The following is a 15248-nucleotide window of genomic DNA, read 5'->3' as shown; positions in this document are numbered from 1 at the left end:
TCGGCGCGGGAATCTGGGCAAGAATGAAGTCGACGCGACGTCCCGGTTCGTCTGCGGGGACGAAGACGGGCCGGTAGCCGGTGTCGTAGTAGGCCCGGGGCGGTATGCAGCTCGGGCAGCGCGGCTGGACCATTCCGGCGCTCGATGCCGGCGGGGCGTCGGCGATACTGTGGGCGTGGAGTACGTGTCCAGAGTGCCGCGACCGCCGCTGGACGGGCTGATCGACGACCTTTACTACCTGGAGGGTGCGCCGCCGTACGCCCGGCTGACGCTGCCGCCGATGCCGGCGGCGTTGCTCATCGTCAACCTCGGGGCGCCGTTCCGCATCCGCGCCGGCACCGACATCGAGACGGCCGAGTACGCCGACGGCTGCGTGGTCACCATGCCCACCCGCGCGTTGGAGTTCGGCTACCCACTCCGGACCCGGTCCGTCGGCGTGCACTTCAAGCCGTGGGGGCTGACGCCGTTCCTGCCGATGCCCGCGGTCGAGCTGTGTGACCGGCCGGTGACGGTAGAGCAGGTTTGGGGGCGGCCCGCCATTGCTGAGCTGCGAGACCGGCTGGCCACGGCGGACGGACCGCACGAGATGCTGACGCTGCTCGAGGAGGAGCTGATGCGACGGCTGTGCGAGACCGCCGGCCTGGGGCTGGTCCGCCATACGAGCAGCGTCATCGCGGCGACCAGCGGGGCGGTGGCGATCGGCGACCTGAGCGTGGCAGCCGGTGTCAGCAGCACTCATCTGGCACAGCGGTTCAAGGAGCTCATCGGCGTCACGCCGAAGCGGCTGGCCCGCACCTACCGCTTCGCCGCCACCGTGTTCGCGATCAACCCCGCCGGACCGATCGACTGGGGCGACCTCGCCGGTAGCGCAGGCTACTTCGACCAGGCCCACTTCGGCCACGAGTTCCGGGCGTTCACCGGGCTCACGCCGACCCGGTACGTCGAAGTCCGGCGGCGGTTCCTGCGCGAACATCCCGGCCACGCGCTGGACGGCTGGCCGCTGCCGGCCGATTGATTTCCTACAAGAGCGACAGCTCACGACACGCTAATTTGGGGGCACCCCAAAGCAGAGGAGAGCCCCGTGGGCAAGGTGGTCATGTACAGCTCGGTGTCGGTGGACGGCTTCGTCGCGGACGAGAATGACCAGCCCGGACCGCTGTTCGACTGGTTGTCCAGCGGTGACGTCCCGTTGGACGAGAGCGGCGAGCTGAAGGTGTCGCAGACGTCCTACGACCACACCCGGGCGTACTGGGACCAGATCGGAGTCACGATCGTCGGCCGCCACGTCTTCGACCTGACGGACGGTTGGGGCGGCAAGCCTCCGGGCGGCATCGACCACGTGGTCGTCGTGTCGCACCGGCCGATGCCCGAGGGCTGGGACCCCGAGGCGCCGTTTCACTTCGTCGACGGCGTTGAGGCAGCCGTGGCCAAGGCGCAGGAGCTTGCGGGTGACCGCATGGTCGAGGTCGCCGCTGGCGACGTCGGTGGCCAGGTGCTTGCCGCGGGCCTGATCGACGAGGTGCGCATGGACGTCGTACCCGTCGTGTTCGGGTCCGGCAAGCGCTACTTCGGGTCGGTCCACGCGCAGCACCTGTTGGAGGATCCTGACGTGGTGATTCAGGGCAACCGGGTGCTTCACCTGCGCTATCGGGTGCGCCGTTGACCGATCTGAGCGGGTACGCGAAGAAGTCCACTGCGAACGGTGACACAAGATCGGGCCTCCGGCTGCGTTTGCGCATCGCTGTCCCTGGTCGGGCAGCCGACGCCGATCCGCCCCAGCACCTCACCTGCGGCAAGTTGAACTCAAGATCACTGGTTTCCGGTTTCCGTCGTATCTTGACCGACCCCAGAACGGACTTGACCTGAGCGTGGCCTCGGGACTTTGGGCCCGATCAACGCGCCGACGACGCCCTCCCATCAGAGCTTCTGATATCGCGGTCCTGGACACCCGCCGCTACACCCTGCCTACCCACGCCGACCTTGAAGATGCCGTCAGCCATTCAGAAGTAGGCGCCAAGTATGGCTGCACCCAGGACGGGGCGGCGAAGGTGTTGCGGAGTGACCGTGACGTCGGTGATGCGGCCAGCGATCGCCGGGGCGGCGGGGACGGGGTTGTCGATGTGGTCGTCGGCGGCCGGATCGATGCCCAGCTCGCGAAGGTGGCGATTGAGCCGATCGGGATCTGTGCCATGTCTTTCGAGGGGGAACTTCGGATTGACGGCGGTGACGAGCTCGCCGTCGACGGCATAGGCGACATGGTGCTGGGCGTAGTCATCCTGCTGCACCGCCACAGCCTCTCCGCCGTTGCATGACAGGGCGCCCAGAACATCCGGTTGCGCGCCGCGGAAGCCGCAGTCCTCGATCGTGACCGTACGGTCCCCGATGCGCCTCACGGTGATGATCTCCGGTCCTTCCGGCTGGGAGTGCTCCTCGTCTCCGATCAGCCGAATGTCCTCGTCCGCGGCGCCGAGTCGGCGTAGCACCTCGTGCTCGTTGAGCCCGCGGACGAAGACGATCGTGTAGATCTCCCCGAGTCGGCTGTCCTCCCACTCGTAATCCTCCGGCGACGTGCCGGGGGTTCTCGCGGTGGCGTGGACCATCTCGGTCTCTGCCCACTCGCCGACCTCGGGATGGGCGGCTGAGGGGGCGGCGTTGCCCGTCCACCTCCACGTCTTCACGCCTTCTCCGGATGCCGCTCCCGCGGATTGCCCCACCCTTCCCATCGGCTACGATATTACGGAGTTACGGAATATCGGAGTTACGGAATATCGGAGGAGCGTATGGAAGACCGCCTGGCGGCACTGGAACAGCGGATAGCCCGCCTGGAACGGCAGGCCGAGATGCCTCACGACGAGCGCCTCGACGCGCCCCGCAGCTCGTCCGCGTTGGAGCTCGCCCAGCAGTTCCGCGAGCGTGCCACCGAGAACGGCGCCGCAGGCACGGTGGCTTACCAGGGGGCCGTCCACGTCAACGGCCTGGAATACACCTGGGCCGGGGAGCACGAGGTTGACGACCTCATGGCGGCCGACTGGACGCACACCGCCGCGGTGCTGGAGGCGATGGGCAGCCCGCCCCGGCTGGCACTCCTCGGCAGGCTCGTCGGCGGCACGTGTACCTCCGCCGAGCTGCAGGAGACACTCGGCGGGGAGAACTCCACCGGGCACCTGTACCACCACCTGCGCGAGCTGCAGCGGGCCGGGCTGATCACCCAGCGGAGGCGAGGGGCGTACGAGATGTATCCGCAGGCCGTCATCCCCCTGCTGGCGATACTGGCCGCCGCTCTCGATCTCAGACCGGGTGATCCGGTCGCGGGCACGTCCCCCGACCTCGGACCGGGGGACCCTGGCACGATCACGGCCGGACCGGCGCAGCCATGAGGCCGTTGTGGCCGGGAATGGTCAAGGAAACGGCCGCCGCCCGGAGTGCATGGCAGGCCGGCGACGTCGACCGGGCCGCACGGCTCGCCGCCGCAGCCGGAGACGAGCAACTGCCGCTCCTGGCCGATCTCGTACGCGGCCGGTTGGCGGAGGCGCTGAGCCGATACGACCGCCTCCGTCGCCCGCGCCGTGCGCTGGACCTGCCGATCGCCGACGCCTTGCTGCACCTCGACCAGCCCGGCCGGGCATGTGAGCACCTGCGCCGCAGACATCGACGCATCCCGCCGAAGCTGGCCTTGCAACGCGATCACCCGATGTCGTTGAAGGCGGCCGGTCCGGTCGAGCTGCCGTTCGCCGACCAGCCGTTGGCCCCGTACCTGCCGGCTGTCGAGGCCACACTCAACGGCCGCCGCACGCTTCTCCACCTCGACACCGGCGGCACGTTCCTGGTGATGGGTTCCGAGCGGGCGGCCGCGGTGGGCGTCCAGTCGGTTTCGAACGGGCGTCTCTTCCACGGCGTCACCTCGACGCACGCCCGCGCAGGTCTCGTCGGCGAGCTGAACCTGGGCGGGACGGTGCTCACGAACGTGCCCGTGGACATCCTGCCGACGCTCGCCGGCCCGCAGGACCTCGTGATCATGGGCACCTGCCTGCTGCGGCGGTTCCTGTCCACCATCGACACCCCGGGGGACCGGCTGCTGCTGGCCCCGCGCGGATCGGCCGTCCCGCCCGGCGGCACGCGGATGCCGTTCCATCTGTGGGGCGACCACTTCATGTTCGCCGCCGGCGGCTACGGCGAGCTCGACCTGACCTTCTTCGTTGACTCCGGACTGGTCCAGTTGCTGGAGGACGGCGGCACACTTCGCCAGGCCGCCGTTTACGCCACCAAGAGCCAGTACCGGTCCTGGGGTTTTGCGCCCGGCGAGCTCTCCGGAACCCACCTCAGGGCCGCCCGCCCGCTGCGACTCGGCCCGCTGGAGCAGGACGGGCACCTGCTGTCGATCGCACCGGGCCGACGGGCGCCCTGGTCGGAGCTGGGCGGAGTGAGGGTGGACGGCCTGATCTCGCAGGCGTTCCTCGCCCAGTATGCCTGGACACTCGACTTCGATCGCCACGAGTACATCTTCAGACCAGGATGACGGCCCTGAGCAGGCCCATCCTCACGGCAGGCGCACCCGCCGGCTTTCTGTCAAGGGATGTTTCCTACTCTTGGTCGTGGCGGGGGATTCCGGAGACTTCGTGGTCGGCGTGGAAGAGGGCCTCGTTGACGAGTGATCGCACGTGGGAGTCTCGGGCGCGGTAGAGGACGCGGCGGCCGTCGCGGCGTCATCTGGAGCGACGAGATGAAGCGTCAGTCACTCGTCCACCGTTCCGCCCGGGGGCGCGGCGCTGAGGAGGAGTGTGCCCATCGAGCCACGTTCGTCCTCGTCCTCGCCCCTCTTCGTGATACGGGACCGGCTCCAGCCCGAGCGGTTTGTGCGGGACGCGGGCCCGGAGGGCGGCACCGTCATCACCCACAACGGCGGCATGGCGGGCCACGTGGCGCTGATGTACAGCACGCCCGACGGCAGGACGACCCTGACCGCCGCGCTGAACTACGTGGACGACGCCGCATCGTCCATGGCAGCGGCGTTCCAGCAGGCGACGCAGAGGCTCGTCCAGGAAGTGTTCGGCGGCGGGCAGACCGAGCCCGTTCAGTAGACGAAGCCGAGCACCGCAAGCGCGCCCGGGACTTGCCGGTAGGCGAGCTGATGGGCACGAGGCCGCCGACCTGCAACCCGGCCCCCACGGACGTGCATCAGGCAGGGAACGAACCGGCCACGCCGCGCGCGGCGTGGCCGGTCCACATGCGTGTCCGCCGGGCCGGGCAGGCGCAACCGGTCGACGAACCCGTCGGGAACGAAGCCGGTCGAGGGGTTGCCTGCTCGGCCTGGCGTGCGTAGTCGCAGCCTCCGCGCCGCGATGGCGACGATGGGTTGGAGGCCGTTGGTTATCGCGACCGGCCGCCCGGATGGTCCGCGGATCGAATGGCCGATCAAGTGCCGGGCGTGTCGACCAACTCGATCTCGATCGCCAGTACGCCGAGGGCTTCCTTCTCGGGGCCGTAGATGCGGCGGATATTGGCGAGCTGCTGGTCGCGGGGGCTGGTCGGGTTGACCTTCTCGGGGCCTTCGGTGTCGAGCATCTCCTCGAAGGAGGGGTAGCGGGTGACACGCTTGACGCGGGTAAGGGCGTCGTCACGACCGCACACGAACCGGATGTGGTCGCCGGCGGCGAGGTTGCGCAGGTTGGGGTACTGGACGCGGACTTCGATGGTCTTGCTGCCGTCGGCCACCAGATCGAAGTAGCGACGGTAGAGGTTCATCTCGCGGGCGCGCACGCTCGTCTTGATGGTGGGGCGTGCAGTCATGATCCTGTCGAGTTCGGCGGTGGTATAGGAGCGGTAGAAGTGCTTGGGGTCGGCGAGCATCCTACTGACCAGCCAGACCATGGCATCGACATAGGAGTCGGTGTTGCCGGGCCATTCGGTGACGTCCAGCATCCACGGGTGGATTCCAGGCGGCGGTGCCACCTTCCCTTCGCGAATGAGGGATTTGGAGAGCTTGGCGCCGGTGTCGGTGAGTACCATCGGGGTGAACACCCGCGGAGGCGGTGGCGGTCCCGGGAGCTGTGCGAAGGCTTCGTCGACCAGCTGACAGCCGTAGGCCCAGTCACCGCCTTTGACCATCACCGACAATGTGACGTGGTCGCGGGCTGCCAGTCTCTCTTTGACCAGATTCCGGTAGAGGGTGGCCAGATCGAGGTAGGCGTCGGTGTCGGCGGTGATCGAGATCTCGTAGTCGCCGTGGTCGGTACATACTGCGGCGAAGTTCGCGCCCCCTGAGCCCATGCGCAGCAGCCGGGTGCGTTCGGCGCGTTTCTCCGCCCAGCCACAGGCCGGGCATGGCAGCCGGATGTGGACCTGGCCGTGGGAGGGGGCCAGCGGCCAGCGGATCTGGTCCAGCCGTCCGAGGGTGGCGAGGAATTCATGACGGAAGGCCGGGTCGGCCTGCTGGGTGGAGTATGTCTCGATCTCGTAGTCGACGCCGGTGGAGTCGGCGAGGGAGTCGAATATGGCCCGATAGTACTTGCCGATCAGATCGGCGACCCCGTCCTGGCCAAGGGCGTGGAAGTAGGTTGTCTGGTAGGAGTGGTGGGTCTCGGGGTCGAGCTGGATGTCGTACGGCGCATTGTCCAGCGCCCCGAACCGGACCACGGCATCGACGTTGAAGGTCCGCTTGGTGGCCTTCGCAAGGAGGAAGGCTGCCGTCTGCACCAGAGAAGTTCCCAGGTGTGGCGCGCCGTTGATCTGGGTGCCGACGCAGAAGGCGACACGGTCGGGGTTGGTGGCCTGCAGCCGTGGCCGGACCATGTCGACGCTACGCAGCATCGCGTTGGCCAGCACGTTGTTCGGGCTGATGATCTCCACACTGTCGGTACGGCCGTTCATCATCGTGCCCTTCTCGGTCAGGATGTCGGCGCGGGAATCTGGGCAAGAATGAAGTCGACGCGACGTCCCGGTTCGTCTGCGGGGACGAAGACGGGCCGGTAGCCGGTGTCGTAGTAGCCCTGGATGATCAGTTCGTGGACGCGGCGGATCTCGCGTTCCTTGGCCCACACCAGGTCGTCTTCGGAGTCGAAGTCATCCAGCGGGTCCAAGATGAACACCGCGTCGTAGCGGTAGACGCGGGAGGCTTCCTCCAATTCGGGGTAGGGACCGAGGCCGAAGAAGGCGTCCCAGCCATACCCATCGGGGATACCGCGGTTGTAGAAGCGGAGCCCGAAGGTGTGGTCGCAGTACTCGGCGATGAACGCCTTCAGCACATCGCGAGAGTAGGCACGCCGGTCGCCGACCTGCAGATGCCGACCGAGCCGGTCGCGGTGCCTGCGGTAGATCTCGCGGGCCGGTTCACCCTTGGTGGCCGGGATACCCCGCTCGTGTAGTTCGGCGAGGACGGCCTCCTTGCCGGCGGACGGGCCCCCTGTTACGACGTATCGGCGTGGCGGCGTATTCGGATCAAGGAGCTGATCGAGGCTCATGATGGGGCGACCTTCATCTCGGGGCCGCTGCCGCGGCCGGACAGTGCCCGCTGCCAGGTGACGGCGAGCTCGGCACCACCGGCAGTTGTATCCAGCCGTGCGGTGAAGTCGGCAAGACCCTCAGCGGGGTCGGCCAGTTCAACTAGGAGCAGCTCCTGGACGGGGGTGAGCGGAGGGGTCCATCCGGCATAGGCGGCGATCTCTTGCGGGCCCAGATCAGTCGCCGCATGCAAAAGAGTGGCCCCATAGGCAGCGCGGTAGCGGACGACGGCCGCTAACACCAGGGCATGCCGCCACAGCGTCACCGCAGCCGCCGCTCTCGTCGCGGTCCCGGGGGCGTCCATGCTGACTAGCCGGGCGACCGTTAGCAGTTCGGCGCGCAGCAGGTAGACCGCACCCCACAACGCCGCCAGGGCGTGTTGATGCTCGGCGGACTCCCACGCGAACACATCAGGGGGAAGCACGAGCGGGCCCGAGGCGGTATGCAGCTCGGGCGCCGTAGCGTGCCGGGTGGTGAACTCCTCGCTGTCACGGCGCAGTTGCCAGGCCACCAGCTCGGCCACCTTCGGCTCGATCCGCTTGCGGAAGTGGTGCACCTCGTACTCGGCGGCGGTGGCCGCCGCCTGACGGCGAACCGTCAGCGTCGCCCCAGACGTGGCGGCCTCCGCCCCGAACAGCAGCCGAGCCGCTTGTGCGAGCTCGGCGTTCTCGAATCGGTCGAGCTGCTCGCGTAGCAGGCCGTCCAATGCCCGTGCCCGGCTCGCCGGGTCCTCGGGGCGCAGTGACCGCGCCTTCACCCCGCGCAGCCCGAGCAGCGCCGGACCGCACAGATCCAGCCGCACCGGGAGACCGCCACGTAACAGCAACCGGACCTCATCCTGCAACGTGTCTACGGATACGCTGCCCACCCTTTCACCTTGCATGAGATCAGTATTGCAGCCGTGCCCACTATATGCCCAGTCTCATGCCCAGAAAATGCCCAGTTTCCTGATACTGTTTCTCCTCGTGCGGACGCAGGGGGTCGACCTTGGGGCGCTTCCGATATAGGCATGCTGGAGGCAGATCCTGAGGCTCAATCTCCGACCTGCTCTGTGATGTACGCCAGATCGCAGAATGACCGTGAGGCGGGCACCGCCTGCGGCGATGCCGGACATCGGCGCCTGATTGTTGTCATGGGCTTTCAGTCGTGGCGGGGGATTCCGGAGACTTCGTGGTCGGCGTGGAAGAGGGCCTCGTTGACGAGTGATCGCACGTGGGAGTCGCGGGCGCGGTAGAGGACGCGGCGCCCGTCGCGGCGGGTCTGCACGAGGCCGGCCAGACGCAGTTTGGCCAGGTGCTGGGAGACCGACGGGCGGGCGGTGCCGATCGCCCGGGCGAGCGTGCCCACGTCGTACTCGCCCCGCGTGAGCAGCCACATCAGCCTGAGCCGGGTGGCGTCGCTGAGCATGCGGAGGGCCTCGACGGCGGCCTCCACCTGCGCACTTGTCGGTTGTTCCTGCAACGGGGTCGCACCCGATTCGTTGTCGCGTGCGTACATGAATACATATAATGCCATTGAACCCCCGGTGAGCAAGCGAGGTGGACCATGGCGAACGGACACGGACACGGGCGCGAGCGCGTGGGTGCAGTCGGCCGCCTGATCTCCAGGCTGCGCCATGTACTCACCCCGCACAGCCACGACAGCCTTGACAAGACGGACACAGCCTTGGAGTCCAGCAGCCGGGGCATGCGCGTGGTGGGTGTCTCGTTCGCCGCCCTCATGGTGACGGCCCTCGTCCAGGCGGTGATCGTGTCGTTCTCGGGCTCGGTCGCGCTGCTCGGCGACACCCTGCACAACTTCGCCGACGCGCTCACCGCGGTCCCGCTGGCGATCGCCTTCATCGTGGGCCGACGGGTGGCGACCCGCCGCTTCACCTACGGGTACGGCAGGGCCGAGGACCTGGCCGGGATCGTCATCGTGGTCCTCATCGCGGTCTCGGCGGCGCTGGCCGGGTACGAGGCGATCCAGCGGCTGATCAACCCGCAGGACGTACACGCGCTCGGCTGGGTGGCCGCCGCCGGGTTGATCGGCTTCCTGGGCAACGAGCTCGTGGCCCGCTACCGGATCAGGGTCGGCCGCCAGATCGGCTCGGCGGCGCTGGTGGCTGACGGGCTGCACGCCCGCACCGACGGCTTCACCTCCCTCGCCGTCCTCGCCGGGGCCGGGGGTGTCGCGCTCGGGTTCCCGATCGCCGACCCGATCGTGGGCCTGCTCATCACGGTCGCGATCCTTTTCGTGCTGCGCGACGCCGCCAGGGAGATCTACCACCGGCTCATGGACGCGGTCGACCCCGGGCTCGTCGACGAGGCCGAGCGCATCCTCGCGCGGGTGCCCGGGGTGAAGCGGGTCGGTTCGGTACGGCTGCGCTGGGTGGGCCACGCGCTGCGCGCGGAGGTCGAGATCCTGGTGGACCACCGGCTGTCCGTGGTCGAAGCCCACGCGGTCGCGGTGGAGGCGGAGCACCGCCTGATCCACGACCTCCCCCGGCTGACGGCCGCCACCGTCCACGCCGACCCGGACGGTCCCGCGGGGACCGATCATCACGCCGTGCTGGCCACCCACCACTAGCACGGCTACGCGGGACCGGTCTGGCCGGTTGGCGGTGAAACCGCTCGTTCTCCGGCTGCGGGCCACGAGAATCCCGATAGATCATCTGTATTGACGGCCCCGACCCGGGGCACGAAACCCCTGGATGGCGGCCGCCTTACCGGGTTCTTATCGCGTCGGCGGTAGGAATAAGCCGATCAAGGCGCCGGTCGGCCTGCCGGATTCCGGCTCCGTCCCCCTCCTCACGACAAGCACGATCTCTCGCAATTCAACAGCAATCAGGGAGCGGCCATGGACGCCGAAAAATCCGGCATAACGCGGAAGACCCTACTCAAGGCGGCAATCATCGCCGTCCCGGCGGGCGTGCTGTTGTCGGGTCAGGGCCCGGCGCTGGCTCGGGAGGTGGCGCGCGCAGGCGCGCTGCTCACCCCCACGCCGTACTGCGACGACGACGATGACGATACGACACCGGCCCAGACCGAAGGCCCCTACTTCAAGTCCGACTCACCGCGCCGGACCGTGCTGCCCGGGGACGGCGTCCCGCTGACGGTCACCGGATATGTGCTGGGGCGCCTGGGCGGGCCGATCTCCGGCGCGCTCCTGGACTTCTGGCAGGCCGACGCCGAAGGCGCCTACGACAACGCCGGCTACGACCTGCGCGGACACCAGTTCTCCGACGCCCGGGGCGCGTTCCGGCTCACCACGGTCGTGCCCGGGCTGTATCCGGGCCGCACCCGGCACCTCCACGTCAAGGTGCAGGCCCCGAACGGGCCGGTCCTCACCACCCAGCTGTACTTCCCCGGCGAACCCGGCAACGACACCGACAACATTTTCCACACGGAACTCCTGATGAAGGTCCGTGATGTGGGCGCCGCCAAGGAGGCGACGTTCGACTTCGTGCTTGAAGTCGACGGCCCCCGACCCGCCTCGCGCACCTGATCGAAGTCGTCTCTTCGCACCTGGCATGAGGCCCTGCGGGGAACGGACCGGCCTGTCCCTGCGCGGGCGTCCATCGTGCCGGCCTCGCCGCCACCCACAAAGATCACCGAATTTCGGGGTTCACGCCCAGCAGTCTCCGGGGCGTCGACCCAAGGACATTCAAGGTCCGGTACGGCGTGCGCCGCGCAGGCCGTACCGGATTCGGTTCAAGAGGTGGTCCCGCGGATCCCTGAGCGCCCTGTGGCCCGCGGACCCGGGCTCCGTTACGGATCTATGCCGGTTCTGGCATGCGCCGCGCCTCCGGGACGTTCGCCCACGACATCCCCGGTAACCGTGCGTACACTTTCAATGCACCTGGTGTGTACGGGTACTCCATGATCTGCGTTGGCCTCTTTCCGCCAAGGGGGTTTTCATGGGAGGGCGGGTCGTCCTGATCTCGACGTATGAGCTGGGACGGCAACCCTTCGGCCTGGCCTCCCCCGCGGCGTGGCTGCGCGGCGCCGGTGCCACGGTGTCCGTGCAGGATCTGGCGGTGTCCGCCTTCGACCCCGGCCCCGTGTGCGCGGCCGACCTGGTCGCCGTGTTCGTCCCCATGCACACCGCCACGAAGCTGGCGGGGCCGGTGCTGGCCAAGGTCAAGGAGCTCAACCCGCGGGCCCACGTGTGCGTGTTCGGGCTCTACGCCGCGTTGAACGCCGAGCACCTGCGCCGCCTCGGCGCCGACACCGTGCTCGGCGGCGAGTTCGAGACCGGGCTCCTCGGCCTCTACCGCCAGGTGGTCGAGCGGGGGGAGCGGCCCGCGCACCAGACCCAGCCGCTCGTTTCCACCGAGCGCCAGGCGTTCACCACCCCCGACCGCACGGGGCTTCCCCCGCTGGAGAAGTACGCCCGGCTTGTGCTGCCGTCGGGGGAGACCCGCGTGGTGGGGCACACCGAAACCTCACGCGGCTGCCGTCACCTGTGCCGCCACTGCCCCGTCGTCCCGGTCTACAACGGCCGGTTCCGCGTCGTGCCGGAGGACGTCGTGCTGGCCGACGTGCGGCAGCAGGTGAACGCGGGGGCGCAGCACATCACCTTCGGCGACCCCGACTTCTTCAACGGCCCGGCGCACGCGACGAGGATCGTCCGGCGCGTGCACGAGGAGTTCCCGGCGCTCTCCTACGACGTGACGATCAAGATCGAGCATCTGCGGCGGCGCGGGGACCTGCTTCCCGTCCTGCGCCGGACCGGCTGCGTCCTGGTGACCAGTGCCGTCGAGGCGTTCGACGACGCCGTCCTGGCCAGGCTCGACAAGGGTCACACCCGGCTCGACGTCGAGAACGTGGCGCGAGCGCTCGACGCCGAAGGCCTTCCGTTCAACCCGACCTTCGTGCCTTTTACCCCGTGGACCACGCTCGACGGCTACCTCGGCTTCCTGTCCGAGCTGGCCCGCCTGAACCTGGTGGACGGTGTGTCCCCCGTGCAGTACACCATCCGCCTGCTGCTGCCGGCCGGATCCAGGCTCCTGGAACTCCCGGACGTGGCCGAGCCGGCCGGCGCCTTCGACGCCACCGCGCTCTACCACCCGTGGCGCCACCCGGACCCGCGGCTGGACCGCCTGCACGGGGACCTGGTCGCCCTGGTCACCGAGGCTCAGCGGGTCGGCCGGACCCGGCGGGAGATCTTCGCCGACGTCTGGCGGGCGGCCTGCCCGGCCGGCGGCGACCCGCCGCCGCTGCCCCCGCGGCGCAGTCCGCCGCCCCACCTGACCGAACCCTGGTACTGCTGCGCCGAACCGACCGAGGAGCAATTCTTCCGCCTCTAACCCACCGAACCCCACCAGGAGGGTACGTGTCCGAGAACTGGAGCCAGCTCGCCGCCGCCGTCACCGACGCACTCGGGCTGGCCGTTCCCCCCATCGCGATCACCTTCGTCGACCGGGCCTCGGACGCGAAGTCCCCGGCGCGCGCCCACCCGGTGCCCTCCAGCTGCGTCTTCTGGACGGAGGCGGTGACGGCGACCGTCACCACGGTCGCCGAGGACCACAACTGTTCGGTGGGGCGCTACGTGCACGGGTTCGTGCCCCTGGAGTCGATCGTCGGAAACGCCGACGTCGGCGCGCTGCTGGAGTCGGGGTGGGTCACCCCGGCGGACTTCGGCGGGGTGGCCGCGGTGGACGAGAGGCCGGCGGCCATCGTGTACCAGCCGCTGGAGCAGGCCGCCGACCCCCACGTCGTGCTGCTGCGGCTGAACCCCCGGCAGACCATGGACGTCCTGGACGCCGCCGGCGACGTGGAACTGTCCGGCAAACCGCAGTGCCAGGTCGTGGCCAAGGCCGGAAAGGGCCGGACCGCGCTCACCATGGGCTGCGCGCTCAGCCGCCAGCGCACCGGGATGGGCGACGACGAGGCGGTGTGCGCCGTACCCGCGGCGGAGCTCGCCGGTCTGGTGTCCCGCCTGGAGACCGTGACCAGGGCGAACGCCGCGGTCCGGTCCTACGCCGCCGCCCACGACACGCCTTCGGCGTAGTTGACCGCACCCGGGCCGTCGCGTTTCATGGCGGCGTGACCTCCTGGGTGCTGGGACTGAACGGCCGCCCGGTCGCCTACCACGACGCCGCCGCCTGCCTCGTCGGCGGTGACGGCCGGGTCGCGGCCTTCGCCGAGGAGGAGCGGTTCACCCGCTCCCGGCACGGGATCCAGGCACCGCCCCGCCACGCGGCGCGGTTCTGCCTGGAGTCGGCGGGTGTCCGTCCGGAGGACGTCGACGTCGTCGCCGTCGGATGGAACGTTCCATTTCTTCGCCGCAGGTTCGGCCGGACCTGGGACTCCTCCTCCGGGAAGGATCTGCTGCGCGAGCTGCTCGGGCCCGGGCTCGCCGACCGGATGCGGGCCCGCCTGGAGTTCGTCCCGCACCACCTCGCCCACGCCTTGCTCGCCCTCGGGGCGTCCGGGCTTCCCGAGGCGGCGGTCCTGGTGGTGGACGGCCAAGGCGAGGACGCCTCCATCTCGGTCTACCGCGGCGAGGCGGGCCGCGGCGCCGTACCGATCCGGTCGTGGTCGCCGCGCCACTCGCTGGGGTTTCTCTACGAGGCGGCGAGCGAATGGCTGGGGTTCGGGTTCCTGCAGGCGGGCAAGACCATGGGCCTGGCGGCGTACGGGCGTGCCGACGGCGATCGGACGCCGATCCTGCTGTCACCCGCGGGCGACGACGCGGTCTTCCCCGGCGGACCCGCGGTCGAGGAGGACGTCGTCGACTTCTGGAAGGGTGTCTTCTCGGAGCTGGCCGGTCGGCCCGGTCCGTCGGCCCCGGCGGACCGGCTGGACGAAGACAGCGCCGCGGTCCGCGTCGCGTGGACCGCGCAGCGGACGGTGGAACACGCAATGGCCGAGCTGGCGGCCTTCGCCCGTACGGCGACGGGCCTGGCCCCGCTGTGCGTCGCCGGAGGGGTCGCGCTCAACTGCGCGGCCAACGGCCTGATCCCCGAACCGGTGTACGTGCCCCCGGTGCCCCACGACGCCGGGGTCGCCCTCGGCGCGGCTTGGGCGATCTGCCCGCCGCCGCCCGGGGAACCGCTCCGGCCCGACCTCGGATCGCCGATCGGCCCGATCCCCGGCGACACGTCGGCCCGGGCGCCGATCCGGATCGCCGACCTCGACCCGGCGGCGGTCGCGGACCGGCTCGCGGCCGGGCAGGTCGGCGCCGTCGCCGAGGGCCGGGCCGAGATCGGCCCCCGCGCGCTGGGCCGCCGCTCGATCATCGCCGTCCCCAGGCCCGCCTCCGTCGCCGACCGGCTCAACCGGATCAAGGGCCGGGAACCGTGGCGGCCGTTCGGGCCCGTCGCGCCCGCGAGCCGTTCGGCGGCGTGGTGGGAGTCCCGGGCCCACCTGGACCGCTACATGGTCGGCGCGGTGCCGACGACGGGGGAGGGTGCCCTGGTGGCGCCCGCGGTCCGGCACGTCGACGGCACCACCCGGCCGCAGGCGATCCGGGGTGGGGAGTCTTCGCCGCTCGTGTCGATCCTGGCCGCCATGGAACGCGCCGGGCTGCCGCCGGTTCTGGTCAACACCTCGTTCAACCGCAGGGGCGAGCCGATCGTGGACGGCGTCCGCGACGCCCTCGACGCCTTCCTCGCGATGGATCTGGACTTCCTCCTGCTCGGTGGGCTGCTGGTGACCAAGACACCGGCCGGGGTGACAGATGACACACCTCCGACCCACCCCATAGTCACTGTTTGACTACTGACAGTTATCATGGTGTCCGGCTGATCTTGTCACCTGTGAGGT

General features: G+C 69.6%; 15 protein-coding genes. 10 read left to right on the top strand and 5 right to left on the bottom strand.

Translation table 11 applies throughout. The features are described from left to right. Positions 1–175 precede the first annotated feature (175 nt). Both RUR_RS17840 and RUR_RS17835 read left to right on the top strand, forming a co-directional pair. The gene (locus RUR_RS17840) at positions 176–1015 is read left to right on the top strand and encodes a helix-turn-helix domain-containing protein (protein ID WP_283136205.1); all 840 of its coding nucleotides are present in this window, start codon (positions 176–178) and stop codon (positions 1013–1015) included. 66 nt (positions 1016–1081) lie between these two features. Then, positions 1082–1663, top strand: a complete 582-nt coding sequence (locus RUR_RS17835) for a dihydrofolate reductase family protein (RefSeq protein WP_283136204.1) — start codon at positions 1082–1084, stop codon at positions 1661–1663. Positions 1664–2000: 337 nt separating this feature from the next. On the opposite strand, the gene RUR_RS17830 is transcribed toward RUR_RS17835, so the two are convergent. Beyond that, positions 2001–2678, bottom strand: a complete 678-nt coding sequence (locus RUR_RS17830) for a DUF6461 domain-containing protein (protein ID WP_283136203.1) — start codon at positions 2676–2678, stop codon at positions 2001–2003. Between the two features lie 102 nt (positions 2679–2780). On the opposite strand from RUR_RS17830, the gene RUR_RS17825 reads away from it, so the two are divergent. The 3 genes from RUR_RS17825 (at position 2781) to RUR_RS17815 (ending at position 5078) form a co-directional block, all read left to right on the top strand. After that, positions 2781–3377, top strand: coding sequence for an ArsR/SmtB family transcription factor (locus RUR_RS17825; RefSeq protein ID WP_283136202.1), 597 nt, complete (start codon positions 2781–2783; stop codon positions 3375–3377). A gap of 17 nt (positions 3378–3394) precedes the next feature. Further along, complete coding sequence (locus tag RUR_RS17820; protein ID WP_283136201.1) at positions 3395–4516, top strand: retropepsin-like aspartic protease; 1122 nt, start codon at positions 3395–3397, stop codon at positions 4514–4516. A gap of 262 nt (positions 4517–4778) precedes the next feature. Next, entirely contained in the window at positions 4779–5078 is a 300-nt protein-coding gene (locus tag RUR_RS17815) for a hypothetical protein (RefSeq protein ID WP_283136200.1), read from the top strand. 334 nt (positions 5079–5412) lie between these two features. On the opposite strand, the gene RUR_RS17810 is transcribed toward RUR_RS17815, so the two are convergent. The 4 genes from RUR_RS17810 to RUR_RS17795 form a co-directional block, all read right to left on the bottom strand. Continuing rightward, positions 5413–6867, bottom strand: a complete 1455-nt coding sequence (locus RUR_RS17810) for an ASCH domain-containing protein (RefSeq protein ID WP_283136199.1) — start codon at positions 6865–6867, stop codon at positions 5413–5415. Between the two features lie 17 nt (positions 6868–6884). Continuing rightward, positions 6885–7457 (bottom strand): AAA family ATPase, encoded by a 573-nt coding sequence (locus RUR_RS17805; protein WP_283136198.1) that lies wholly within the window; start codon positions 7455–7457, stop codon positions 6885–6887. Next, complete coding sequence (locus tag RUR_RS17800; RefSeq protein ID WP_283136197.1) at positions 7454–8323, bottom strand: hypothetical protein; 870 nt, start codon at positions 8321–8323, stop codon at positions 7454–7456. Before RUR_RS17800 ends, RUR_RS17805 begins: the two co-directional genes overlap by 4 nt. A gap of 314 nt (positions 8324–8637) precedes the next feature. Beyond that, entirely contained in the window at positions 8638–8994 is a 357-nt protein-coding gene (locus tag RUR_RS17795) for an ArsR/SmtB family transcription factor (protein ID WP_283136196.1), read from the bottom strand. Between the two features lie 48 nt (positions 8995–9042). On the opposite strand from RUR_RS17795, the gene RUR_RS17790 reads away from it, so the two are divergent. The 5 genes from RUR_RS17790 to RUR_RS17770 all read left to right on the top strand — a co-directional run bounded on the left by RUR_RS17790 (position 9043) and on the right by RUR_RS17770 (position 15200). Next, entirely contained in the window at positions 9043–10065 is a 1023-nt protein-coding gene (locus tag RUR_RS17790) for a cation diffusion facilitator family transporter (protein ID WP_283136195.1), read from the top strand. A gap of 270 nt (positions 10066–10335) precedes the next feature. After that, positions 10336–10983: a dioxygenase family protein gene (locus tag RUR_RS17785; protein WP_283136194.1), complete on the top strand. Its 648-nt coding sequence runs from the start codon at positions 10336–10338 to the stop codon at positions 10981–10983. A gap of 412 nt (positions 10984–11395) precedes the next feature. Continuing rightward, positions 11396–12787 (top strand): CUAEP/CCAEP-tail radical SAM (seleno)protein, encoded by a 1392-nt coding sequence (locus RUR_RS17780; RefSeq protein ID WP_283136193.1) that lies wholly within the window; start codon positions 11396–11398, stop codon positions 12785–12787. Between the two features lie 26 nt (positions 12788–12813). After that, positions 12814–13491, top strand: a complete 678-nt coding sequence (locus RUR_RS17775; protein ID WP_283136192.1) for a DUF169 domain-containing protein — start codon at positions 12814–12816, stop codon at positions 13489–13491. A gap of 35 nt (positions 13492–13526) precedes the next feature. Further along, positions 13527–15200, top strand: coding sequence for a carbamoyltransferase C-terminal domain-containing protein (locus tag RUR_RS17770; protein WP_283136191.1), 1674 nt, complete (start codon positions 13527–13529; stop codon positions 15198–15200). Positions 15201–15248 lie beyond the last annotated feature (48 nt).

The organism is Rhizohabitans arisaemae, from assembly GCF_025996515.1.
Classification (GTDB): domain Bacteria; phylum Actinomycetota; class Actinomycetes; order Streptosporangiales; family Streptosporangiaceae; genus Rhizohabitans; species Rhizohabitans arisaemae.
This window is presented reverse-complemented; position numbering and strand designations above follow the sequence as displayed.

Excerpts from the sequence above, each read along its gene's own strand:
- RUR_RS17785 (WP_283136194.1), top strand. The coding sequence starts at position 10,336 with ATGGACGCCGAAAAATCCGGCATAACGCGGAAGACCCTACTCAAGGCG.
- RUR_RS17790 (WP_283136195.1), top strand. The coding sequence starts at position 9,043 with ATGGCGAACGGACACGGACACGGGCGCGAGCGCGTGGGTGCAGTCGGC.
- RUR_RS17810 (WP_283136199.1), bottom strand. The coding sequence starts at position 6,867 with ATGAACGGCCGTACCGACAGTGTGGAGATCATCAGCCCGAACAACGTG.
- RUR_RS17820 (WP_283136201.1), top strand. The coding sequence starts at position 3,395 with ATGGTCAAGGAAACGGCCGCCGCCCGGAGTGCATGGCAGGCCGGCGAC.
- RUR_RS17780 (WP_283136193.1), top strand. The coding sequence starts at position 11,396 with ATGGGAGGGCGGGTCGTCCTGATCTCGACGTATGAGCTGGGACGGCAA.
- RUR_RS17825 (WP_283136202.1), top strand. The coding sequence starts at position 2,781 with ATGGAAGACCGCCTGGCGGCACTGGAACAGCGGATAGCCCGCCTGGAA.
- RUR_RS17805 (WP_283136198.1), bottom strand. The coding sequence starts at position 7,457 with ATGAGCCTCGATCAGCTCCTTGATCCGAATACGCCGCCACGCCGATAC.
- RUR_RS17795 (WP_283136196.1), bottom strand. The coding sequence starts at position 8,994 with ATGTACGCACGCGACAACGAATCGGGTGCGACCCCGTTGCAGGAACAA.